General features: G+C 45.1%; 21 protein-coding genes and 1 pseudogene. 9 read left to right on the top strand and 13 right to left on the bottom strand.

The window, feature by feature from the left end:
• Window positions 1-25 precede the first annotated feature (25 nt).
• The 5 genes from AB4263_RS09010 to AB4263_RS08990 form a co-directional block, all read right to left on the bottom strand.
• Complete coding sequence (locus AB4263_RS09010) at window positions 26-349, bottom strand: DUF4144 domain-containing protein (RefSeq protein WP_102320855.1); 324 nt, start codon at window positions 347-349, stop codon at window positions 26-28.
• Between the two features lie 31 nt (window positions 350-380).
• Window positions 381-647 (bottom strand): Txe/YoeB family addiction module toxin, encoded by a 267-nt coding sequence (locus AB4263_RS09005; protein ID WP_017061615.1) that lies wholly within the window; start codon window positions 645-647, stop codon window positions 381-383.
• Complete coding sequence (locus AB4263_RS09000; protein ID WP_017061616.1) at window positions 637-894, bottom strand: type II toxin-antitoxin system Phd/YefM family antitoxin; 258 nt, start codon at window positions 892-894, stop codon at window positions 637-639. Before AB4263_RS09000 ends, AB4263_RS09005 begins: the two co-directional genes overlap by 11 nt.
• A 186-nt stretch (window positions 895-1080) precedes the next feature.
• Window positions 1081-1872 (bottom strand): CLCA_X family protein, encoded by a 792-nt coding sequence (locus tag AB4263_RS08995; RefSeq protein WP_017061617.1) that lies wholly within the window; start codon window positions 1870-1872, stop codon window positions 1081-1083.
• A 120-nt stretch (window positions 1873-1992) separates the two neighbouring features.
• Window positions 1993-2682 (bottom strand): flavin reductase family protein, encoded by a 690-nt coding sequence (locus tag AB4263_RS08990; RefSeq protein ID WP_372098092.1) that lies wholly within the window; start codon window positions 2680-2682, stop codon window positions 1993-1995.
• A 233-nt stretch (window positions 2683-2915) separates the two neighbouring features.
• On the opposite strand from AB4263_RS08990, the gene AB4263_RS08985 reads away from it, so the two are divergent.
• The 3 genes from AB4263_RS08985 (at window position 2916) to AB4263_RS08975 (ending at window position 6638) form a co-directional block, all read left to right on the top strand.
• Window positions 2916-4247, top strand: a complete 1332-nt coding sequence (locus tag AB4263_RS08985) for a ferric reductase-like transmembrane domain-containing protein (RefSeq protein ID WP_017061619.1) — start codon at window positions 2916-2918, stop codon at window positions 4245-4247.
• 139 nt (window positions 4248-4386) lie between these two features.
• The gene (locus AB4263_RS08980) at window positions 4387-4794 is read left to right on the top strand and encodes a hypothetical protein (RefSeq protein WP_017061620.1); all 408 of its coding nucleotides are present in this window, start codon (window positions 4387-4389) and stop codon (window positions 4792-4794) included.
• Between the two features lie 470 nt (window positions 4795-5264).
• Window positions 5265-6638 (top strand): carbohydrate porin, encoded by a 1374-nt coding sequence (locus AB4263_RS08975; protein ID WP_102320859.1) that lies wholly within the window; start codon window positions 5265-5267, stop codon window positions 6636-6638.
• A 134-nt stretch (window positions 6639-6772) separates the two neighbouring features.
• Here the strand turns inward: AB4263_RS08975 and AB4263_RS08970 are convergent, their stop codons facing one another.
• Window positions 6773-7759 (bottom strand): LacI family DNA-binding transcriptional regulator, encoded by a 987-nt coding sequence (locus AB4263_RS08970; RefSeq protein ID WP_017061622.1) that lies wholly within the window; start codon window positions 7757-7759, stop codon window positions 6773-6775.
• Window positions 7760-7993: 234 nt separating this feature from the next.
• Here AB4263_RS08970 and AB4263_RS08965 point away from each other — a divergent pair, with 234 nt between their 5' ends.
• The 3 genes from AB4263_RS08965 (at window position 7994) to AB4263_RS08955 (ending at window position 12030) form a co-directional block, all read left to right on the top strand.
• Window positions 7994-9433 (top strand): sucrose-specific PTS transporter subunit IIBC, encoded by a 1440-nt coding sequence (locus tag AB4263_RS08965; RefSeq protein ID WP_372073867.1) that lies wholly within the window; start codon window positions 7994-7996, stop codon window positions 9431-9433.
• Window positions 9434-9628: 195 nt separating this feature from the next.
• The gene (locus AB4263_RS08960) at window positions 9629-10588 is read left to right on the top strand and encodes an aminoimidazole riboside kinase (RefSeq protein ID WP_017061624.1); all 960 of its coding nucleotides are present in this window, start codon (window positions 9629-9631) and stop codon (window positions 10586-10588) included.
• A complete protein-coding gene (locus AB4263_RS08955; RefSeq protein WP_372098091.1) occupies window positions 10585-12030 on the top strand; it encodes a sucrose-6-phosphate hydrolase in 1446 nt (481 codons plus the stop codon). Before AB4263_RS08960 ends, AB4263_RS08955 begins: the two co-directional genes overlap by 4 nt.
• 145 nt (window positions 12031-12175) lie before the next feature.
• On the opposite strand, the gene AB4263_RS08950 is transcribed toward AB4263_RS08955, so the two are convergent.
• Together AB4263_RS08950 and AB4263_RS08945 are read right to left on the bottom strand one after the other, a co-directional pair.
• The gene (locus tag AB4263_RS08950) at window positions 12176-13618 is read right to left on the bottom strand and encodes an N-acylglucosamine 2-epimerase (protein ID WP_372098090.1); all 1443 of its coding nucleotides are present in this window, start codon (window positions 13616-13618) and stop codon (window positions 12176-12178) included.
• 143 nt (window positions 13619-13761) lie between these two features.
• Window positions 13762-14409 (bottom strand): glutathione S-transferase family protein, encoded by a 648-nt coding sequence (locus AB4263_RS08945; protein ID WP_372098089.1) that lies wholly within the window; start codon window positions 14407-14409, stop codon window positions 13762-13764.
• A 98-nt stretch (window positions 14410-14507) separates the two neighbouring features.
• Here AB4263_RS08945 and AB4263_RS08940 point away from each other — a divergent pair, with 98 nt between their 5' ends.
• A complete protein-coding gene (locus tag AB4263_RS08940) occupies window positions 14508-15359 on the top strand; it encodes a LysR family transcriptional regulator (protein WP_372098088.1) in 852 nt (283 codons plus the stop codon).
• Between the two features lie 18 nt (window positions 15360-15377).
• Here AB4263_RS08940 and AB4263_RS08935 read toward each other — a convergent pair.
• From AB4263_RS08935 to AB4263_RS08925, 3 genes and pseudogenes are all read right to left on the bottom strand, one after another.
• Window positions 15378-16364, bottom strand: a pseudogene (locus tag AB4263_RS08935) (sigma-54-dependent Fis family transcriptional regulator); the annotation flags it as partial.
• A gap of 237 nt (window positions 16365-16601) precedes the next feature.
• Complete coding sequence (locus AB4263_RS08930; RefSeq protein WP_017071682.1) at window positions 16602-17339, bottom strand: NUDIX domain-containing protein; 738 nt, start codon at window positions 17337-17339, stop codon at window positions 16602-16604.
• A 224-nt stretch (window positions 17340-17563) separates the two neighbouring features.
• Entirely contained in the window at window positions 17564-17965 is a 402-nt protein-coding gene (locus AB4263_RS08925) for a hypothetical protein (protein ID WP_017061631.1), read from the bottom strand.
• A 306-nt stretch (window positions 17966-18271) separates the two neighbouring features.
• Here AB4263_RS08925 and AB4263_RS08920 point away from each other — a divergent pair, with 306 nt between their 5' ends.
• A complete protein-coding gene (locus AB4263_RS08920; protein ID WP_017064963.1) occupies window positions 18272-19354 on the top strand; it encodes a pyridoxal phosphate-dependent aminotransferase in 1083 nt (360 codons plus the stop codon).
• Between the two features lie 77 nt (window positions 19355-19431).
• On the opposite strand, the gene fghA is transcribed toward AB4263_RS08920, so the two are convergent.
• A complete protein-coding gene (fghA, locus tag AB4263_RS08915) occupies window positions 19432-20271 on the bottom strand; it encodes an S-formylglutathione hydrolase (RefSeq protein WP_017061633.1) in 840 nt (279 codons plus the stop codon).
• 154 nt (window positions 20272-20425) lie between these two features.
• The gene (locus tag AB4263_RS08910) at window positions 20426-21574 is read right to left on the bottom strand and encodes an S-(hydroxymethyl)glutathione dehydrogenase/class III alcohol dehydrogenase (protein ID WP_017061634.1); all 1149 of its coding nucleotides are present in this window, start codon (window positions 21572-21574) and stop codon (window positions 20426-20428) included.
• Window positions 21575-21896: 322 nt separating this feature from the next.
• Between AB4263_RS08910 and AB4263_RS08905 the strand changes: the two genes are divergently transcribed.
• Window positions 21897-22241, top strand: coding sequence for a multidrug efflux SMR transporter (locus AB4263_RS08905; protein WP_372098087.1), 345 nt, complete (start codon window positions 21897-21899; stop codon window positions 22239-22241).
• Window positions 22242-22446 lie beyond the last annotated feature (205 nt).

Here is a 22446-nt window from a genome sequence, read left to right as displayed (position 1 = left end):
CTTTGATACGAGCTCTTAAGCAGTATTAGCGAGCCTCAAAAGCCAAAGACTGAATCGCTTCTTCGATAGTTAGGAAGTGGATCTTCATTAGGCACACTTCGGCTTTCTGAAACTCGTGGTTTCGAATCAGTTTGGTCACGCTCTCAACCGAATACTGGTCTGCTAGTTTAGCTAGAGACAGTTGATTTGAGCTTGATTGCAGCGAGTAGCTGTCGCCTTCAGAATCGATGAGGTAATCATCTTCGCCCAAGATCATGTCTGAGCATTCTGCTTGAAATTCGTGTTCGGATGCGACGTAAATAAGCTCATCATCACCGTCGAGTTTTACCAAAGATGGCCAACTGATCATTACTGCCCTTTCTATGTGCTGCTTACTGCTTTTAATAGTGGTGACGACAAGCAATTATATAAAAGTTATCGTCATCTGCTTTATACACTAATCGATTCTTGTCATCGATTCGTCTTGACCAAAAGCTAGACAGGTTGCCGACTAGTGGCTCCGGCTTTCCAATCCCTTCAAAGGGTGTTCTTTTGGCGGCTTCAATCAACTTATTTAGTTTCTTGAGCGTTTTCTTGTCTTGGGTTTGCCAGTATAGGTAATCTTCCCAAGCATTATCTGTAAATACAATCTTTCGATCATTCGTCATTATTCAATTCTCGAACGGTTGTATTTCCGGCTTCGAGTTGAGCAATAGATTCAGCCAATCTTTCAGCGTTTTTAGGCGAGCTCATTAGGTACAAGGTTTCTTGCATTGAATTAAAATGATCAAGAGACATGACCACTGCATCTTCTGAATCTCGTCTGGTTATTACCGTAACATCAGAATCGTCTACCACTCTATCGAGCACAGACTTAAGGCTATTTCTGGCCTCAGTAAAAGAAACAATATTCATCACTTATTTACCCTGTTGTTTTTGGATATGTTTAATCTTTCTATATACACAGAATAGTTAATCATTCATGAATTAACTATTCTACATGTTCCGCTTGTTGTACATGTTATATCAGAGCTTACACATGATCAACTTATGGTACATGTCATTCATTGTAAATATGCAGAGAGTTACTGACTCAAAATGCTATTTACTCAAAGATCGGCCTAATGGTGCGAAGTAACCTTGCAGGGCTTGGTATATCTGTTCTCGGTGCGCCATATCAGGATACACGGGGTACATATCAGGCTTGGTTGTGCCATCCACTAGATAAGCGTTCTTGATATCGGAACACGATTCAATCACGGATTCAAAAGCGCGCGCCATCATCTCTGTGGGTAGTGAGAAGTAACGGGCAGACATCGCTTTGTCGGCAATCACACTGCGAGCCACATAATCGTGTTTGTCCAAGTTATTGTCGCTAAGCAGTGTGGCATCAAACAGAGACATCAAACTTTCGTTTAATGGATGAGGTCGCACCGTTCTATCGTGCAACCAACAGTCGCTGGCGAACAGGATCTGCTTGCGAGGGCCAGAGGTATCGCCGATTTCAAACGCTTTCTCAGCGATATAGTGGTCAAATGCATGCCAAAACTCGTGAGCGAGCGCGCCAGCTCCGGCATTCTTCGCGAGGGCTAATTCTCGTTGGTTCGGGGCATAGTGTGCTTGTACGCCTTTTCTGCCGCCACTGCCGAACGCTAAGCCTAATGTGCCGCGAAGGCCAATCGCTTCTGGTGGCAAAGCCAAGATGTAAGCCAAGTCGGCTAGCGAATCGAATATCAGATTTGCGGCCAACTCTTTTTCTTCTTTCGTCACCCAAGCACCCACACGAATGCTGCCCATACCGAAGGTTTGTTTGATGTCCATAAAAGACACCTGGTCGCCGTGCCGGTAGTCTGGGCCTTCGCGCGTTTTGTATTTAAAGTGAGTTAACTTCAAAAGGGTCCTTGGAAACAGACGTAAGAATGAATGGGGTGCTCAGCGAGATGCACTTGTGTGAGATGCATCTCTTGGAATTAAAGGACGTTAGCACTTTTGATAGCAAATTGCCGAACAAAATTAGTCTAGATTAAGTTCGAACGCTTCCCATGAGGTTGGGTTACCTTCGCGAGTGAGTGGAAAGAGTGGCTGTTGTGGTTTTGCATAGCTTAATCGGTGCAGTCTTTGAGTTACGTGGTAGCTATCAAGCCCTGATACCGTGACCAAATCCAACGCTTCTAAATCAAGGTAGCCATCCGGCATCACGGCGCGTTTGGGTGCGTGAATCGTTATAACTTCACCGATCAACATTTGCGTTTGATTGCTTTCGATTGTTATCTGTTCTTTGAACGCTAACCCTATCTTTAAACTGCTCTCCAAGACGAAGGGAGCGGGGAATGTGTCGTCATAATAGGCCGTTAAGCCGACCGCGTTGAATTCTGAGACTGGTTTAGGGTAGCGAGCCGAGGTTTGATGGGCCTTTTTAACAAAGTCAGCACCAATGCTGTTAACGGTGAAGTACTTAGTTTCTAGGATGTTTTCTAGCGTATGACGTCGGCTTTTATCTGGGCGAACAATAAAACCAAGCAGCGCGGGATCAGACCCTAGGTGAATGACAGAGCTCACTATCGCAAGGTTTTCAAGCCCCTGTTTATCACAAGTACCAATTAGGTTGGCGCTTTTAAATCCAGATAGGGAGTTAACCAAACGAATGCGGTGGCGCGGGTCCATTGTTTGGATATCTTGTTTAGAAAGGGTCATGTCCTTCATATCTTCTCTTCTTCTCATTTATTGTTATCTTCGAGCATGCTCACTAACGGACTTATATGTACGAAGAATCCGCTTTTATCGATCAAAGAGCGCTTATTGGCCGTGGGCAGTTTGTCTCTTTTATCTCTGCTACAGCACAATGAACGAGATCCTTTGCATAGATTTACGTACGTTGACGTCCCTTTACATCACAGGAGCTAAAGTAATGATGTCGTCTTTATGAGTGTTAACAAATGAAAACAGTCCGCAATATCATTTGGGCAATGATTGCCACAATGTCAGCCTTTTGGTTTGCGATGGAACCGCAATTATTCGCTTCAAGCGATGTCTTTGAATGGCGCTCAGCCATGATTCAGTACTCAGGTATTTTGTCTCTGGTGTTAATGTCCATCACAATGATCTTGGCGATGCGTTTGCCTATGGTTGAGAATTGGCTGAAAGGTATGGATAAAGCATATCGAGTCCATAAATGGCTCGGTATCGGTGGTGTTGCACTGGGTGTGACACACTGGTTGTGGTACCAAATACCTAAGTCATTGGTGGTGTCTGGTGTGTTAGATAAGCCTGTTCGACACGATGGTTCAGGGCCGCAAGCTGTTTTGACTGGATGGGAGTTATGGGTCAATGAATTACGCGGTATTGCTCAGAGTATTGGCGAGTGGGGCTTCTACTTGTTGCTCATTTTACTGGTGGCGTCACTATGGGCGGCAGTGAAGTACAAACCGTTTAAATTGTCGCACCGTCTGATGTCGGTTGCGTACCTGTTTATCGCTTTCCACTCAGTAATCCTGCTTAAACGAGCGTATTGGGGAGAACCTATTTATTATCTAACTGTGGCATTTGCTTTGGCTGGGTCTATCGCAGCGATTTACAGTTTGTTGGGCTTGGTTGGGCGTCGTAATCGTCACTCAGCGAAGATTATCTCGACTCGCTATTTTCCACAAGCTGAAGTGATGGAGCTGGTGTTAAAACCGGAGGCATCTTGGCAAGGTCACAAAGCTGGGCAGTTTGCGTACTTGCGTTTCGGTAATGAAGACCCGCATCCGTTTACCATTGTTTCTGGCAGTGATGATCCAGAGCTGCGCTTTTTGATCAAAGAGCTGGGTGATTTTACTAATGGCCTATATGAACGAGTGAAAGCGGGCGATGCGGTTACGGTTGAAGGACCCTATGGTCGACTTTATTTTGACCTAAGCAAGCCACAAATTTGGATTGCTGGTGGTGTCGGGATAGCGTCGTTTTTTGCAACACTTGAAGCGCTCAAAACAGAACGAGATCATCCTCGTATTCAACTGTTTTATTGTACTCGCGGTGTTGATAAGCAATTAATCGATGAGTTGTGGCACCTAGCACACGCGGTTGGTGTGAAGTTGACCGTGATAGATACCTTGCACTCACCGCGGCTAAACGCCGGAAGAATTGTCAATCAATGTGGCGACCTCAACGAGTACGAGATGTATTTCTGCGGGCCGGAGTTGTTCTCTACATCACTGAAAAAAGAATTAGACACCTATCAATTTGATATTGAAAAGCACTACCACGAAGAGCTGTTTGTGATGCGTTAAAGCCAACTATTGGAGCTGTGATTGTTAAATTAGTCAATCGGCACAGTGTAAAAAGGCGTAAAGTCACTCAATTTGTTATTGCAGCGGTTTGCTATTGAGCGATACCATATAGGGCTGTTTCTTTGGTAAAGATGTAATTATGTCAGATGAAAAACTCGCACTCGAATGGATGCGCCAACAAGCTCATAAAGTTGACCCATACGTTATCGATCCATCGTTTGATGAATGCGTTGAGTTGCTTGATCCTGCCTTCAAGAAAGGCAAGAGTGTTGCTCAACTCAAGTATCTGTTATCAGAAGCAGATCGCCGAGCGGGCGCGGCAGAACGTAAGCATGCGGCTTTAAAATACGCCAAAGAGAAAAGCCCAAATGCTGGTCAAATCTTGCGACTGCAAAGCAAGCTTCAACAAGTTCAGTTGGCTCTCAAGCTTGCCACTGGCGATAACAATATGACCATATCTCAGTTCTGTTCAGAGTATGACGTGACTAAGCGTGACGGCAATACGGCATGGAATGAAAAGTTGGTGGAGCAGGGTAAGAGAAAGTAGTCTTTTAAACGCTTTATTCTTCTATAAACTGTCACGTTAGTTAATGTCATACACTTTTCAAAAAACGACCTATTGTTATCAATGAACGCCTTTCTAAAGCCTGAAAAATCGCTTCTCAGGCTTTAGTTTTTATAGCCAACCTGTTGCATTTTTTAGCGCCTTTCCTAATTCTCGTACTGGATTTTCTCTCTATTTTTCTGAGATATCTAATGTGCGCGATACACTATTTTTCGCCCATTAATCAATTTCACTTGTGACAAAGTTATCAGAATTATGCATTTTCGGTAACGTTCCCGAAACTATCGATCTATCATCCACTCAGATACAAAAGTGAAGTAATCAACACGACTGATTTCTATTTCTTCTTCGATATAGAGCTTATACATCAAAAGTATAAGCCGAAATGTGCTTACGAATTATTTTGGGAACGTTTGCAGATAATCCAAAACAATTAACGTGAGAACATCAGAATGAAACGACACATTTTAGCGGTTGCTGTAACAATGGGGCTAATGACTACATCGGTATTAGCAAGTGAAGACGTTGCAGCATTAGAGCAACGTATTAATGAATTAGAACAAAGGGTTGCACAAACAGAGCAGGTCTCTACCGAGGCCAATGAAAAGGCTTCTTCGTTTGAGTTTCACGGCTATGCTCGCTCTGGGTTATTGATCAACGACGACCTAAACGGCGCGACAGGTACTGGTCCTTACATGACAGCGGCGGGTGCCATTGGAGCTCCAATTGGACGTCTTGGTGTTGAAGATGATCATTACGTTGAAGCGAACTTGATTCATAAGCGATTTGCAGACGATGGCTCTAGTGCTTTGTTTCGCATCATGTTGGCCGACAGTACTGAGACAAATAACGAGTGGACTGCCAGCGAAAGCCAGTTGAATGTGCGACAAGTGTATTCAGAACTGAACCGTCTGAGCATGTTCTCTGAATCTGAAGCGTTTTCTGAAGCAACGTTTTGGGCGGGTAAACGATTCGATCGCGACAACTTTGATATTCACTTTTTCGATTCGGATATTGTCTTCTTATCAGGTACTGGTGCGGGCGTTTATGACGTTCAGATGAGCGACAACTGGAAAGCGAATTTCTCTATTTATGGCCGAGATTTTGGTGAGATTGATAGCTCGTCAACCGATGTAGAAAACTACATTGCAACCATGAATAACCGTATTGGCCAATGGCAAGTGATGTTGAGCGGTATGACCTCAGCAGACAACGATAGCCGCCTAAATGGCGCAGCTGAAAGCGGTGTACACGCAATGTTTGCGTACCATGGAGACAACTTCTTTGGTCTGAGCGAAGGCTTCTCTAAAACGGGTATGTTAGTGGGTAGTGGCCTAGGTGCAGAGCTAAAAGGCATCGGTTCAAATGGTGATCTACTGGATGACGCGAAAGCCGTTCGCCTGTTTAGCTACGGTGTCACTCGCATTGGCGACAACTGGCGCTTAGCACCTGCATTAATGGCAGAGCATAGCCAAGACCGTTTGAAGAAGAATGACGAGTTCACATGGGCTTCTTTAAACGTTCGATTAGCTCAAGAGTTCACAGAGAACTTTGAGATGGTTTACGAAGGTTCATTGCAATACATGGATTTAGACAACTCGACAGAGCAAGCGAGCGGCGGTTTCTACAAAGCGACAGTTGCACCAACACTCAAGCTTTCAACTAGCACTGGTTTCTTTGACCGACCAGAACTGCGTTTCGCTGTGAGCTATGTGGATTGGAGTGAAGACCTAAATGGTTACTCGATCAGCACTGAAGCAGATGCTGCAACGATGGGAGAGGGCGGCGAGGTTCTGTTTGCACTGCAGATGGAAACTTGGTTCTAATTGCTTGATATATCGTTTAGATAGAGAGTGTTACTCATGATGTGATAGTCGCATCAGCAAATGCCAACCTTATCGTTTCAACTCGAAGGTTGGCATTTTTTATCTTGGGATAACCTGATCTCTGAAATAAATCGCTAGCAAGACTCTCGGTCAATAGTGGTGAAGGTCAACACCATCTTGCTCATTTCAAAGCCTTTTTTCTCAATACGGTCGAGTAGCAGCTTGGCTCCATTTTCTCCCGCTTTATCAAACGCATAGTTAAACGTAGACAGCGTTGGTGTGCATACTGAAGCGAGCTCATCGTCACCTACACCGAGCACCAATATATCCTTTCCTGGAACGAGCCCCGCTTCCTGAATGGCTCTGATCGCACCGATTGCGATACGGTCAGTGGCGCAGAATAGGCCGTCGAGCTTGGTGTGCTCCTTGAGATACTGCTTCGCCAGTTGGTAACCTGATTCTATGGTGAAGTCGCCACGGGCGTGAAATTGCAGTGTGAGGTCGTTAAATTGAAGCGATTGAGCGAAGCCTTCCGATCTCATCTTATCAACCGCAATATCATCACCTTGCACACCGATGAATCCCATATGCTTACAAGCTTTCGCTATGAGGCGATTACCCGCTTCAAACCCTACGCGAGTGTCGTCGTGCACAATGCTTGGGATGTTAAACATTGACCCGTCTTGACCAACCAATACCACGGGTACGGCAGAGCTTTGAATCGCTTTGACTAATTGGTTGTCGAGGTGGGTCGCGTACAGGATGATACCTTCAACACGCCTCTGGTTAAATATCTGAATATATTCAAGTTCTTTATGGTGTGTTTGGTGTGTGCTCGCTAATAATACATGCTTGCCCGCTTGCTCTAATACGGCGGTTAAACCATCGACACCCTGAGAGGTGGCATGGGAAGAAACCCTAGGAACAATCACGCCAACCAGGTTGGTTTTTTGGGACTTTAAGTCTTTAGCGACTTGGTTTGGGAGATAGCCACACTCTTCAACCGCTTTACGCACCTTCACCTTGGTCGCGTCTTTTACGCCATACTCATCATTGATTACTCTTGAAACCGTCGACTTGGAAACTCCAGCGAGACGAGCGACATCATGAAGACTAGCCATTATTCATTATCCAATTGTAATTTTAGTTTTGGGATTGTTTGCAAACAGAGCATCAAATTTACCTGTTATTAGGGGATTTTAACCCTGTCTTCTTATCCTAGGGAGATAATTTGAAGATCATTCTCACACTATTGAGCAGTTATCTTTGATCATTTGTTATTTCTAGGCAAAAATTTGTTTTGCAAACGTTCCCGAAAATTCAAAAGCTCAAATGATAATCCAATGGGGTATGTAATGAATTATCCAAAAATAGCAAAAGAGCTGCTTTCTCTATTAGGTGGTAAAAGTAATATCACCGCACTCGCACACTGCGCGACTCGTCTGCGTCTTGCGGTTGCAGACCAAGATAAAATTGATGAACAGGCGATTGATAGCCTAGAAGGGGTTAAGGGCCAGTTTAAAGTGGCAGGTCAATATCAGATCATCTTTGGCTCAGGCATCGTAAACCAAGTTTATGCTGAGTTGGCTAAGCTGACTGAAATGACGGAAATGTCGACCAACGATGTGGCGTCTGCAGGTGCTGACAACCAAAATATCCTGCAACGCGCGGTGAAAGGCCTGTCTGATATTTTTGTACCAATCATTCCGGCGATTGTTGCTGGTGGTTTGTTGATGGGTATCTACAACCTATTGACGGCTCAAGGCTTATTCATTGATGGCAAATCTTTAATCGACGCTAATCCGGGTTTGACCGACTTAGCAAACATGATCAATACATTTGCTAATGCTCCTTTTGTGTACTTACCTATTTTATTAGCATTTTCAGCGAGTAAGAAGTTTGGTGGTAACCCATACCTTGGCGCGGCTTTAGGTATGTTGATGGTTCACCCAGACTTGCTTAACGGCTGGGGCTTCGGTGGCGCATCAGTGTCGGGCAGCATTCCGGTTTGGAACATTTTAGGTTTCGAAATCGAGAAAGTAGGCTATCAAGGTTCAGTACTACCCGTTCTTGTTTCTGCGTTTATTCTAGCGAAAGTTGAGCTTGGGCTGCGTAAAGTTATTCCTTCGGTTCTGGATAACTTGCTAACGCCGCTATTGGCGATTTTCATAACTGGTTTGTTAACATTCACGATTGTTGGTCCATTTACTCGTGATATCGGCTTCCTGCTTGGTGACGGCCTAAATTGGTTATACAACAGTGCTGGCTTCATTGGCGGTGCGGTGTTTGGTTTGATTTATGCGCCGTTTGTTATTACTGGTATGCACCATAGCTTTATCGCGATTGAAACTCAGTTGCTTGCGGATATTGCAACAACTGGTGGTACGTTTATCTTCCCTATCGCGGCGATGTCTAACGTGTCACAAGGTGCAGCGGCACTGGCGGTTGGTTTCATGAGTAAAGATAAGAAAATGAAAGGTATCGCGATTCCTTCTGGTGTGACTGGCTTGCTTGGTATTACTGAACCTGCAATGTTCGGTGTGAACTTGAAGCTTCGCTATCCATTCATTGCTGCGGTTTGTGCCGCTGCGATTTCAAGCGCGTTTATCACTATGTTCAATGTGAAAGCACAAGCACTGGGTGCGGCGGGTATTCCTGGCATCATCTCAATATCACCAGAAAAGATTGGCTACTACGTGGTAGGTATGATTATCGCGTTCGTGACTGCCTTTGCTCTGACCGTTGTTTTAGGTCTGCGCGAGCGCAGCAAGCAAAACATTAAAGCAACAGCTTAACGTTTCTCCCTAGAAGTGAAGCCCCCCTTTTCACTTCATTTCCTAAGCTTTGGGGTGCTAGCTAGGTGATTTGGCTTAGCTAGCCTTTTTATATTTTTACATGACAGCGTGAAGTGTCACCTTGCTTTTGGTTGCTACTGCTTTCGATTGCCATCGCTTTCGGTTGTCATGATTTTCAGTTTTAAGGTAAGAAAGATGAATCAAGTTTGGGTAACTGGAGACGCCGTCGTCGACCTCATTCCGGAGACTGACGCGACATTATTGAAATGTCCGGGCGGTGCGCCTGCTAATGTCGCGGTAGCGATTTCTCGCCTTTTAGGCAAAAGCGCATTTTTTGGCCGAGTGGGTAACGATCCGTTTGGCACTTTTATGGAAGTGACTCTGCAAAAGGAAGGTGTGAATACCGAGCGTTTGGTGAAGGACCCTGAACAACGCACGTCAACCGTGGTGGTCGATCTTGATGACCAAGGCGAGCGTAGCTTTACGTTTATGGTTAAGCCAAGTGCCGACCAGTTTATGTCTGTTGAAGACATTCCCGAATTTAAGAAAAACGAGTGGCTACACGTCTGCTCGATCTCTTTGGCTAATGAACCAAGCCGAAGCAGTACCTTCGAAGCGATCCGACGTATGAAAGCCGCGGGCGGTTACATCAGCTTCGATCCAAACCTTCGTGATGAAGTGTGGCAAAACCCATCTGAAATTAAGTCTGTGGTCATGAAAGCGGTTGAATTGGCTGATGTGGTTAAATTCTCAGAAGAAGAACTGGATTTCTTAACCGATTCAACTTCGATGGAACAAGGTTTGGCTAACATTGCAGATCTTAACAACACGCTTGTTCTGGTTACGCAGGGCGCGAAAGGCGTTTGGCGAGTATTTGAAAACCAAGGTGTGTTGATTTCAGGTCGCTCAGTGACGCCAGTGGATACCACGGGTGCAGGCGATGCTTTTGTTGGCGGTTTGCTTGCAAAGCTTTCTCAAGATGATGAGTGGAACAATCAACAAGTCGTCGATTCTGCAATTCAGTGGGCGAATGGGTGTGGTGCACTGGCGACCACGCAAAAAGGCGCAATGACCGCACTTCCAACGCAAGAAGCTCTTACTCAGTTTATTCAAAAAGACTCTTCAAATACGAATGCCGTAGAGGAGAGTGTATGAGTTTGAACTCGAACTGGACAGTAGAGCAAAGATATCGCCGTATAGAAGATATTTCTCTAGAGAGTATTGATGCGATGGTAGAGCTTCGCAAACAAGACTCTGGCTATCCAAGCTACCATATTGCGCCTAAGTTTGGTCTGCTTAATGATCCGAATGGTCTGTGTTTCTTTAATGGTGAACACCACCTATTTTACCAATGGACGCCAGTTGGCCCCGTCCATGGTATGAAGTACTGGTACCACCTTTCTACCAAAGACTTCGTTCATTTCGAAGACCACGGCATTGGCTTGCACCCAGACCAAGATTACGACTCTCACGGTGTTTACTCTGGTGGTGCATTGGTTGAAAACGACAATGCATTGTTGTTTTTTACAGGTAACAAGCGCGACGGAAATTGGTTGCGAGTGCCAACTCAATGTTTTGCCAAGATGACTGCTGACGGCAAAATAGAAAAGCACGGCGTGGTTATCGAAAACGATCACTACACCGAACATTTCCGAGACCCAAAAGTGTGGAAACAGGGCGGCGATTATCTGATGGTTGTGGGTGCTCAAACGCCTCAAAATACTGGCTCTATGGCGCTATATTGCAGCCGAGACCTGATGAATTGGCAGCACAAAGGTCCAATTCAAACTCGTTACAACAACCTTGGCTATATGTGGGAATGCCCAGATTTCTTTGAAATAGAGAATCAGTCGGTGATGCTGTTTTCTCCACAAGGTGTGTCTAGCGAAAATCCATACGATTTCAAAAATATCTACTCGGTGGCTTATATCGTCGGTGACCGCCTAAATCTCGATTCGGTAGAACTGGAAAACCACCAAGATATTGCGCAGCCAGATTATGGCTTCGATTTCTATGCACCACAGACTTATTTAGATGATACAGGCCGCCGTATTCTGATTGCTTGGATTGGTCTGCCTGAGATTGATACACCATCTAATGAGTATCAGTGGGCGGGCATGTTGTCGTTACCACGCGAACTTCAAATCCAAGATGGCTATCTTGTTCAGTCTGCTTTACCTGAATTGAAAGCGCTACAGGGTGAAGCTGTGGTGGTTGAAAATGCTCTTGAATTGGATACAACCAGCTTCATGGTTGAGCTCGAAACGGATACTGACGAGTTTGAGTTTACACTTGCTAACGTTGCGGGTGATAACATCGTGTTCAGTGCTACAGAAAAGGAGTTCATGCTTGATCGCAGTAAGATGTCTCAGCTCTACGCGGAAGAGTTTGGCTCAGTGAGAAAAGCACCGAGGTTGAGCACCAAGCAAATCATCGAGGTTTATGTTGATAAGTCAGTGATCGAAATCTTTATCAATGGCGGTAAGCACACAATGACCAGCCGTTTCTTCATTGATGACTTGAGTTCATTGTCGATGACTGGTGACGTGAACACCGTTTATCACTCGATGAACCCAATTAAAGGGTTGGACAACTAACCTCCGCTTATCTCCATCAAGAAAGCCGCTGATCATCAACAGCGGCTTTTGTTTGGTCTGCGACATCACTATTGTGCTAACTCTTTGACCTTGTCCATTCCCCGTAGCCCTGAATCTCAAGTCCATTTAGAACAAACAACCAACGCTAAGGTCGAATGTTATTGAAACTGACCTTCTGCGTTCCGTCATCTTTATTCAATAGCTCCACCACATCGCCTTGATAGTAATACGGTTCCATTGGCATCTCGCTGTTGGTCGGCCTTGCGTAATGCAATATTGCTGGCTTCGCGTCAACTTGCTGAGCGAACAAATAGCCAATCAGCGCATGTTCAAACTGGTGATAACCGTTGCCCCAATGGAAAGCTTTGGTGCGTTTTGGGTCAAGCCCGACACCGCCGTATTTGTGGTCGACCCATACATCATGAAAGGTCGGTAACGTGTATTGCAGGACGTCTTTCATCGAACCATCGACAAGTGAAACCGTCATTGCTGCTTGATTAAGCTCCGCCCATTCCCATGATGAAGCCCAATTTGTGTCTGGTCTGCTTTGCCAGCCAGTAATCTCTCGTCCTTGCCATGCCTTCTGAAGCTTGCCACCAAAGTATTGGGATACATCGGTGAAGTCTTTCTGGTATTGCGCTTGGGCTAAAGTGTGCTTTATCCCTTGCATACCGAACTCTTTCCATTCTGAGTTATCCAGAGTTTGTCCGGTAAGGTAAGTCATCCAATATGCTTTGATGGTGTGCCCAAAATCATTGTGATTGGCGTTCGGCATCATGGCTGCTTTGCTGTGAATGGCGCCGTAGAATCGTTGTTCATCTTCAGAATGGTATTGGTCAATCATGGCTTGCGTGAGCCAGTTTAAGTCATCAAGCCATTTTGATTTGATGGGCTCTTTGAGCAGAGGAGCGACTAACAACAGGTAGCCGTTTATTTGATCAAGTTGCGCAACCAGTTCACGTCGTTTTGCACTGCCATCTTCACCGTCGGCGAGTACCCAAGCAAGACCGCTGTTGTCGCTAAGTCGATATTTATCAAAGATAAAAGCTTGTTGGGCGATGAGTGCTTCTTCTACCTTTTTGTCTTGGGTCAGGTAGTAGTACATGGCAAGGCCAACTAATGCATACGCTTGATCTTGAGAAGTACGCTGCTGCCAATTCTGGCCTACTTTTCCCTCTTTTGTGTAGCCGATAAAGCCGCCGTTTTGCTTATCTTCTAGCTGATCAATGATGTAGTAGGCTCCTTGCTTGGCAAGCGCTAAAGCCTGCTTATCGCCACTAAGGTGGTAGAGCACGCCATAGGCATAAGTTTGACGTGACTTCATCCGCGTAAACTCTTTGCCAAAGTGTGGCGTGATCCAGCCTTTGTTTAGTTCATGGCACACATCAGAAACATCGAGCAAGGTACCGTCATCACAGCGGAAAGTAGGGAAGTTTCCTACCGGTTCTCCTTGAGCGCTAGGCATTAACCAATAAGGTGCAAGCCCTTCAGTCGCATGGTTGAGCCACTCTTCTCCAGAAGGAAGATGGGCGTTGGCAGATACGGCGAAGCTAGTAATACTGAGTAATGCGATCGTTGCTCGTAACATGATGTTTATCTTAACTATTTGAATTTCTTTGAATATAAACAATCACATCTGCACATTGTGATTAGGCGATCACAATCGACCAAATTAATAAGGTTTAGATAAAAGCTCACAGACTAGTGAGCTTTGGAAGGGTGTCTTGTATTTTATACTGGCTTGCCCGCCTCATCTTCTTCAACCACATCGGTTTCTAAGCTTGCCTCTGCCAGCCATTTTTGTATTGATGGACTGTTAAGCACACGTTGTTGATACTGCGATGCCTTTTCGGAAAGTTGTATTCCATAGGTTTCTACGCGCAATGCGACGGGTGCAAACATCGCATCGGCAATCGACCATTCACCAAATAACCATCCCTCTGGGTATTGTTCCATTTGTGCAGACCATATTGCATCAATACGAGCGATGTCTTTCAGTGCGTCTCCACTCAGTGTGAGCTTTCGTTGTGCGCGGCAGTTCATTGGCATTTCATTTCTGACGGCAAAGAACCCAGAGTGCATCTCGGCGGAAATTGCTCGGGCATGGGCGCGTTCTTTCACTGAGCTAGGCCACGCTGCACCGTCCAAATAGGCATCGTTAACGTATTCGAGAATCGCCAATGAATCCCACACCGCAACATTACCATCAACTAGGGTTGGAACCTTGGCCGTTGGCGTCACTTTCGCCAGAGTGTCGTAAAAATCAGAGGTGAACAGCTTGAGCTTGATGACTTCTGCATTCAGGTTGTAGTTGTCGAATATTAGCCATGCGCGCAGTGACCAAGTTGAGTAGTTCTGGTTTCCAATATAAAGCTGCATCGTTGCTTCCTTGCGTTTGGTGGGCATGCATTTGAGATTAGGGGATTGTATTGCGGCGCACTAACGGATAATTTTGATGCAATACATTAACAAAAACGATGGGTGGTGATTTCAATATGGATATTGATGCTTTGCGAGGCTTTCTCGCGTTTGTAGAAACCAGTAGTTTCACTCGTGCAGCGAAACAGATAAATCGCACCCAATCGGCATTCAGTGCTCAGATGCGTAAGTTGGAAGAAGAACTCAACGTCACTCTTTTCCAGAAAGAAGGACGTAATTTAATACTGACTGAAGCTGGCTTAGCGCTGCGTTCTCATGCCGAACAGTTGGTCGCCCTCCACAACACCGCCCTCAAGCAAGTAAAGCGTTATGAAGACAAACAACCTCTGCGACTCGGCTGCCCTGAAGACTACAACGACACTATTCTGCAAAAAGTGATTCGCCTGTTGCAGAAAGCAGAACCCACCTGTTCAATCCAAATATTCAGCCTGCCCAGCATTACGCTGAGAGAGTGGTTGGATGACGGCAGGCTTGATGCGGCGATTGTCACCCGAGCGCCCGATAGTGAAGAGGGTTACTGGCTCACTCATGATATCGGAGTATGGATAAGCAGCCCTGATTATGTGTTCGATGAGTCTAAACCAGTCCCACTAGCCTTGTTTCAGACCGATTGTAAGTACCACGCAGCGGCAGTGAATGGCTTAACCAAGCAGGGCACGCCTTATCAGTTATTGGCGTGTAGCAATACCGCTTCAGCGCAGCGTGCAATCGTGAAAGCAGGATTAGCGATTGGTGCGATGGGTAAGCTAAGCGTGACTTCAGATTTGAGAATCCTCGATGATATGCCACCGTTGCCTTCGGTCGATATTGTGCTGATCCTAGCGACCAAGCATCACCCGGTATTGGATAAAGAAGTGCTCAATCAACTTGTGGAGTTGGATTCTGATTAGCTTAGATTCCTTTTCCTACTATAGAATCCCCAAGCTCTTTAGCTTTCGGTAAATGGTATTGCGGCTGATACCGAGTATTCTCGAAGTCTTACTTATGTTGCCTTGGTTGGCTTGATAGGTTTGCAGCAAGGTTTCTTCAACGGTACTTCTTAAATCGTTATTAGCTGTACCTTTGGTGGTATTAGGAGGCGTGAGTTGATGCTGATTATCGTGTGCTAATGACGTGAGATGTTGAGCAAGGTGGCTGGGCACATGCTCGAGTGTGAGTTGGGGTTCATCACTTGCTAATAGAGCAGCAACCTTAAGTAAGTTGTCTAATTCGCGGATATTACCCGGCCAAGAATAGGCGCACAGTAAGCTCATCAAGTGCGGGCAGATTGTCTGTTCGTCTTCGGCGTATTTACGATGAATGTGCTCGATTAAAGCGTGCTTGTCTTGTCGGTGTTGTAGGCTTGGCAAGGTGAAGGCTAAGCCATTGAGTCTGTAATACAGGTCTTGCCTAAACTCACCTGTTGCGACTAACTGCTCGAGGTTTTTGTGAGTTGCAGCGATGATCTGACAATCGACTTGATAGCTTTGATTAGAACCAACTGGCACCACGGATTTGTCTTGCAGAACATGCAGTAGTCGGCACTGAGCTTCTAAAGGCATGTCGGCGATCTCATCTAGAAATAGAATCCCTTTATCTGCTTGACGGATCTTACCTTGGAAGCCCTTGTGGCTTGCTCCCGTAAAGGCGCCCGGCGCGTAACCAAACAGTTCAGATTCGATAAGGTCTTTAGGCAGCGCGCCACAATTTACCGCTACCAAGGGCGAAGACTTACGCTGGCTTTGCTTGTGCAGCGCTTTAACAAACTCGCCTTTGCCAACTCCTGTTTCTCCTAAGATCAACAAACTGATCCCTTTATCGATTACCTTGTTGGCTTGCTGCCAAGCGTGTTCGATTTGTTGCTCGCCATGGTGCAAATCACACGATGCTGAAATGGAGCGCGTGCGTTTGGTGGTTACAAGAAGTCGGGTATCGGCCGTGAGACACATAAGATGATGCTCGATCACTACCAAAATACTAAGAACCTGTTGATCAGCTACGATACTAACCCACTAGGATTTTTCTAAAATAGATAGGTTCTAGAACAGTCTATTAGGAAGTCACTAGCAACGAGATGGCTTAAACAATACAAGTAAAATGAAAAGCAAAACGCCAAGTTCTTATGAGCTTGGCGTTTTTATATTTGAATCGTTCTAGTTTTGCGAAAAGAAGATCTCGGGCTTGTGGACTGGGCCATAGTTGCCTTCTAACTGAGTGAGTTCTAATCCTTGTTTGCCTATCAAAGAGCCGACCAATTGGCGGTTAAACGGGTAGCTGTCGGGGTTGTTAATATATTCTTCAACATCTATCCATTTAGCTTCTGCAATTTCATCTGTGTCTTGAATCGCAATCTCTTGAGTTTGAGCGATAAGGTGACAAACAAAGTAGAGGTTAGACTTTCCGAATTGATACGGGTGTCTCGTCGCCATGCCAACCACTGAAACGAACGTGGCTTCGATGCCAGTCTCTTCTAAGGTTTCTCGAACCACGGATTCTTCAATGCCTTCACCCAACTCAATATGACCGCCCGGTAATTTGTAGCCCGTCATGCCGTGTTCTTTAATCATCAGCACTTGGTTGTGTTCGTTAGTGATTAACGCGCCAGCACCCAAGGTGTGGGTCGGAATGAAAGGCACAAACTCTACAATCTCGGATTTGTGGATCAGCGTAATCTCGTCTTCTAAGCAGTTGTGAAACACAAAGCCAAGCTCAGTCGCCACCGGAATAAGGTGCGAGAGTGAAATAGGTAAGCTAATCCAAATGATGCCTTTGTTATTCTGCTTTGAAAATTCGGTGATCTCGCTGAGTTCGGCATTGAATGAGTCAACATCGTGAGGGGCTGTTGCTGGGTCAATGATGATGCCGTTAAATTTGTCGAGCGTAAATTCCACGGGTGATCCTTTATTATTTTGATTTATTGGGCGTCGAGCATGGTCTGAGCTTATCGTATCTAAAGAGCTTATAACACCTTGAGAGCAAGGGCAGCAGTGAATCAAAAGTAGGCAATGCAGTTTATGTCGAACGGGTCGGGATAAGTGGAGGGTGTTGCTAGAAACAAAAACTGCGCTTGGAAGCCAAAGCGCAGTTTTAAAATGAGGTTTATTGCAGTTCGATTTTAACGAATATAGTTCGCGTTAATACTCACGTACCAGTGTTGAAGCTTGCCATCAGATTTCTTGATCCACAAATCGTTGGTGTAGCTATCAATCTTGCCGTTAACCGTAAGGTTGAATGTGTTCTCGTCGAATTCGCCAAGCTTCACGAACTGGTCCGTGGTAATCAGGAATGGGTCCATGTCGTCTACACCAACCACATCTGAAATCACATAGTAGTGGTAAGTCAGCGGCTTGCTCGCATCATTCGGGTTGCTGCGATACGCAACAAGCTTGAATGGTTCCGTTAATGGAACGTCGAGCGTTTGCTTGTCCATGGTCGCTGGAATTGGAATAAACAGCCAAGCGGTAAACAGACCGCTCAATAAAACCATCAGGAAGAAAAGAGTCTTAATTGCTTTCATAGCAACCTTCAAAATATGGGGGATGTTAATGGGGCTATGGTAACTAGGGAGAGTAAAGATGCAAGCTCTGTTATTACCCTATCTTATCTCAGCTTAATCTAGCGCAAAGAAAGCGGTTCGGTTAACTCGAAATGTAAACACGAGTGCTTAACTCTTGATTATGGCTTAAGAGAATTCGTTATTTGAACCAATCTTGGTTTTTAACCAGTCTCTCGAAACAAGGCGAAGAACTGTCGCGAAATGACCTATATAGATAAAATTCAGTACGATAAGAATAGCGCATGAATATTTTTTGAGCGTTTTCTTATGCATTTAAATCCACGGTTAAGTGGCGAATACCATTCTTATGTCGATCACTCATTTCGTATCGATTGTTCACTTGGCTCCAATCCATTTGGCGCACCAGAAATTCCTGAACATGTGATCAAAGATATTATCTACGGTATTGATAAGTACTATTGCCACAGGGAGCTTTCGGAGCTGACTTATCTGACTCGCCAGTTTATTGGGATTGAAGATTGTCGTATTACGTACACCACGGGCTCTCTTGGGGCGCTAGAACTTATCTTCAATAAACTTATCGATCACAACAATCGCACCATGATAGGCATTGGCCCTCAGTTTGTTGAAGCAGTATCAGAGTTCACTTTGGTGGGCGGGAAGTACCAGTCCATCAACATGTTTGATTATCAAAACGAGTCGGATCTGTTCGGTGTGTTGGCATCAAAAATAAGCAGTCAAAATCCTGCCTTGGTGTATATCGATAATCCCAACAACCCAACGGGTCGAATCTACGACAGAGCTTATCTGGTCGAGATAGCGAGAGTATGTGAGCGTTCTGGCGCTATTTTGATTGTCGACGAGGCATATGGTGAATACCTGACCCCTGAGCAGTCTATGCTCGATCAGACCTTAGTCTTGGACAACTTAATAGTTTTACGAACCTTTTCTAAAGGTTTAGGGCTCGCTGGGATTCGACTCGGTTACTTAGCCAGCAGTGAAAACCTGACTTCTGCAATCGAAGCTGCGGTGAGTGTGTTTACGCCGACTTACCCCTCAATAAAAATCGCATCGGCGACCTTACCCAATGCAAAACACTTCTTAGAAATGAACCGCAGCAAAACTGAATACTTTAAGCAGCAAATGATCGGCTTGTTGTCTGAGAACAATATTGAGGTGGTTGGCACGTCAATATCGACGCCCATTATGTTGTTGAAAAAGAGAGGAACTCACCTTTCAAAGCTATTTGAGAGTATCGGTATTAAGACATGTTCGGGTGTCAATTTTGCTATTACGTGCGACGCGATGACTGAAGAGTATGTTCGATTACGAATTGTTGGCAATGATATAGATTTAGAAGCGTTAAAGCAGCGTATTAAGCAGTTATAAAAGCAACCGTTATAAAATCAGTAGGCATAAAAAAGCCCGCACCTTGCGTTTACAAAGTGCGGGCTAAATTCATCTGGCTACTTGTTTAAGTAAGCAGCGTGGAACTCAATGTGTTCATCAATAAAGCTAGAGATGAAGTAGTAGCTGTGGTCGTAACCAGGCTGCATACGTAGATCTAAATCGGCATTGGTTACCTTAGCGGCTTCGACTAATTGCTCAGGTTTAAGCTGTTCAATCAGGAAGTTATCGGCTTCACCTTGGTCGACCAACATTGGCAGTTTAGTGCCTTTGGTTTTTAGAAGCTCAGAGGCATCGTAGTGTTTCCACTCTTCAATATCCAAGCCTAGGTATTGGTTGAAGGCTTTTTGTCCCCAAGGGCATTGCATTGGGTTGGTGATTGGGCTGAATGCAGAGATAGAACGGTAGCTATCTTCGTTTTTAATGCCAATCGTTAGGGCACCATGTCCGCCCATGCTGTGACCAGAAATCGATTTTACGGATGTAACAGGGAAGAACGACTCAATTAATGCAGGGAGCTCTGTTACCACGTAATCGTACATGTGGTAATGGCTGTCCCATGGCGCTTGAGTGGCATTCACATAGAAGCCTGCACCTTGGCCGAGATCGTAATTTTCATCGTCGGCAACACCTTCGCCACGTGGGCTAGTGTCTGGTGCAACAATCGCGATGCCTTGCTCAGCCGCGGCTTTGAAAGCGCCGGCTTTTTGCATGAAGTTTTCATCGGTACAGGTTAAGCCTGACAACCAATACAAAACAGGAACTGGGTTTTCTTTGCTTGCGTTAGGTGGCAAGAAAATCGCAAAACGCATGTTGCAGTCAAGCGTTGCAGAAAAGTGGGTGTATTGTTTGTGCCAACCACCAGCAACCTTTGCTTGGCTAATGTTTTCGATTGTCATCTATTGTGCTCCGTTAGGTTGATGGTTTGGGGTTAAATTTGTCTATATTACATAAAGTTTCACCACCCACCGGGCAGGAGGAGGTGAAGACAGTTTGTTGCTATTCATTTGTAGCTGTGGCCTCGATGCTCGAAAGAATCGAGGCCAAGATGTGTTACTTATCCATGTGTAGAACAGTACGGATAGATTCACCTTTGTGCATTAGGTCGAATGCTTCGTTAACGTCTTGCAGACCCATAGTGTGAGTAATGAACTCTTGAAGACCAAACTCACCTGCCATGTAGCGGTTAACGATTTCTGGAAGCTCAGAGCGGCCTTTAACACCACCGAAAGCAGAACCACGCCATACACGACCTGTTACTAGTTGGAATGGACGAGTTGAGATCTCTTGACCTGCGCCTGCAACACCGATGATTACAGATTCGCCCCAACCTTTGTGACAACATTCAAGCGCTTGACGCATCACGTTTACGTTACCAATACATTCGAAAGAGTACTCAACACCACCGTCTGTCATCTCAACGATAACGTCTTGGATTGGCTTGTCGTAGTTCATTGGGTTGATGCAGTCAGTCGCGCCAAGTTGTTTCGCTAGCTCGAATTTGCTCTCGTTGATATCTACACCGATGATGCGGTTAGCACCAGCCATGCGAGCACCAATGATTGCAGAAAGACCGATACCGCCTAGGCCGAATACAGCAACGTTGTCGCCTTTTTCAACTTTAGCTGTGTTAAGTACCGCGCCCATGCCTGTTGTTACACCACAACCTAGAAGACAAACTTCTTCAAGTGGTGCTTCTTTGCTTACTTTCGCTAGAGAGATTTCTGGAAGTACTGTGTACTCAGAGAAAGTCGAGCAGCCCATGTAATGGAAAATCGTTTCGCCATTGATAGAGAAGCGGCTTGTACCGTCTGGCATTAGGCCTTTACCTTGCGTTTCACGAACGGCTTGGCATAGGTTAGTTTTACCAGATTTACAGAACTTACATTCGCCACATTCAGCTGTGTAAAGTGGGATAACGTGGTCGCCAATCTCAACACTTGTAACGCCTTCGCCGATCATCTCAACGATACCGCCACCTTCGTGACCAAGAATTGAAGGGAAGATACCTTCTGGATCGTCACCTGATAATGTGAATGCGTCAGTGTGACAAACACCAGTAGCAACGATGCGAACTAGAACCTCACCAGCTTTAGGAAGTTGTACATCAACTTCTTCCATTTTTAGTGGCTCGCCAGCTGCCCATGCAACCATTGCTTTTGATTTGATATGCGTTTGACCAGGTTTAATTTCGATTGTCATTGGATGTTTCCTATATATGTCAGTACAGCGGATAACCGTGCAATTAGCTTCAACCCGTTAAGCGTAGTTGAGCTTAATTGTTTCCGCTCTCTCGTTTTGTTGGAGCTAGTATAGGTGTGAGTGCATGTTTTGATAATCCCCTTAAATAGAAAATGATTATTACGTATTTGTAATAATAGAGCATTTAGGTTCCTCGTGTTAACCGAAAGTCACACTTAAGAATTTTTAAGGTACGTCATAATAATTGCTTACTGAAAATCACATGAATTGGAAATAAAACTACAATATTCTGAGCGCCGTATTTAATGTTGTGGACTCATACATGCTTTTATCTCTTCCGCCTCCAGTGATGCTGTCACTTGCCATCGTGCTTGAAGTTGTCGCGACTTCTTTATTGCCTAAAACGCAGCAATTTACTTCCCTTCCTGCGACCACCGCAGTACTCGTCGGTTATGGCTTTGCTTTTTATCTGTTGTCTCTCACGGTTCAAACCATGTCGTTGGGTGTCGCCTATGCGATTTGGTGTGGGGCTGGGATTGTATTGGTCGCGGCGTTGTCTTGGTTGGTCTACGGGCAAAAGCTAGACATCTACGCGATCATTGGCATCGCTTTGATTCTGTCTGGCGTGGTGATCATCAATTTGTTTTCGACGTCGGTGAGTCACTAAGAGTCGACTCCCTACTTCCGAATCAACAAGCTAATTGGAATCTATAGTTGTTAACTTTCAACTTAAGATATTGAATATAATATAGCAATTCTAATAAATGCATTTTGTGCATGTATTTTATGAAAACAGCTCACTTTACTCATAGATTGGTCGGTTTAGTATAGCCAGCAGAAACCAATGATTATAAATAATCATCGATATTGTC

Source organism: Vibrio sp. 10N.261.55.C5 (genome assembly GCF_041470505.1).
GTDB classification, from domain to species: domain Bacteria; phylum Pseudomonadota; class Gammaproteobacteria; order Enterobacterales; family Vibrionaceae; genus Vibrio; species Vibrio crassostreae_C.
Note: the sequence above shows the minus strand (reverse complement) of the source record. Positions and strands in the feature narration are given on the sequence as shown.

Coding starts and splice junctions, on each gene's coding strand:
- AB4263_RS08985 (WP_017061619.1), top strand. CDS start 2,916: ATGAAAACAGTCCGCAATATCATTTGGGCAATGATTGCCACAATGTCA.
- AB4263_RS08960 (WP_017061624.1), top strand. CDS start 9,629: ATGAATCAAGTTTGGGTAACTGGAGACGCCGTCGTCGACCTCATTCCG.
- AB4263_RS08925 (WP_017061631.1), bottom strand. CDS start 17,965: ATGAAAGCAATTAAGACTCTTTTCTTCCTGATGGTTTTATTGAGCGGT.
- AB4263_RS08970 (WP_017061622.1), bottom strand. CDS start 7,759: ATGGCTAGTCTTCATGATGTCGCTCGTCTCGCTGGAGTTTCCAAGTCG.
- AB4263_RS08980 (WP_017061620.1), top strand. CDS start 4,387: ATGTCAGATGAAAAACTCGCACTCGAATGGATGCGCCAACAAGCTCAT.
- AB4263_RS08945 (WP_372098089.1), bottom strand. CDS start 14,409: ATGCAGCTTTATATTGGAAACCAGAACTACTCAACTTGGTCACTGCGC.
- AB4263_RS08920 (WP_017064963.1), top strand. CDS start 18,272: ATGCATTTAAATCCACGGTTAAGTGGCGAATACCATTCTTATGTCGAT.
- AB4263_RS08990 (WP_372098092.1), bottom strand. CDS start 2,682: ATGAAGGACATGACCCTTTCTAAACAAGATATCCAAACAATGGACCCG.
- fghA (WP_017061633.1), bottom strand. CDS start 20,271: ATGACAATCGAAAACATTAGCCAAGCAAAGGTTGCTGGTGGTTGGCAC.
- AB4263_RS09005 (WP_017061615.1), bottom strand. CDS start 647: ATGACGAATGATCGAAAGATTGTATTTACAGATAATGCTTGGGAAGAT.
- AB4263_RS09000 (WP_017061616.1), bottom strand. CDS start 894: ATGAATATTGTTTCTTTTACTGAGGCCAGAAATAGCCTTAAGTCTGTG.
- AB4263_RS08965 (WP_372073867.1), top strand. CDS start 7,994: ATGAATTATCCAAAAATAGCAAAAGAGCTGCTTTCTCTATTAGGTGGT.
- AB4263_RS08905 (WP_372098087.1), top strand. CDS start 21,897: ATGCTTTTATCTCTTCCGCCTCCAGTGATGCTGTCACTTGCCATCGTG.
- AB4263_RS08955 (WP_372098091.1), top strand. CDS start 10,585: ATGAGTTTGAACTCGAACTGGACAGTAGAGCAAAGATATCGCCGTATA.
- AB4263_RS08975 (WP_102320859.1), top strand. CDS start 5,265: ATGAAACGACACATTTTAGCGGTTGCTGTAACAATGGGGCTAATGACT.
- AB4263_RS08950 (WP_372098090.1), bottom strand. CDS start 13,618: ATGTTACGAGCAACGATCGCATTACTCAGTATTACTAGCTTCGCCGTA.
- AB4263_RS08940 (WP_372098088.1), top strand. CDS start 14,508: ATGGGTGGTGATTTCAATATGGATATTGATGCTTTGCGAGGCTTTCTC.
- AB4263_RS09010 (WP_102320855.1), bottom strand. CDS start 349: ATGATCAGTTGGCCATCTTTGGTAAAACTCGACGGTGATGATGAGCTT.
- AB4263_RS08910 (WP_017061634.1), bottom strand. CDS start 21,574: ATGACAATCGAAATTAAACCTGGTCAAACGCATATCAAATCAAAAGCA.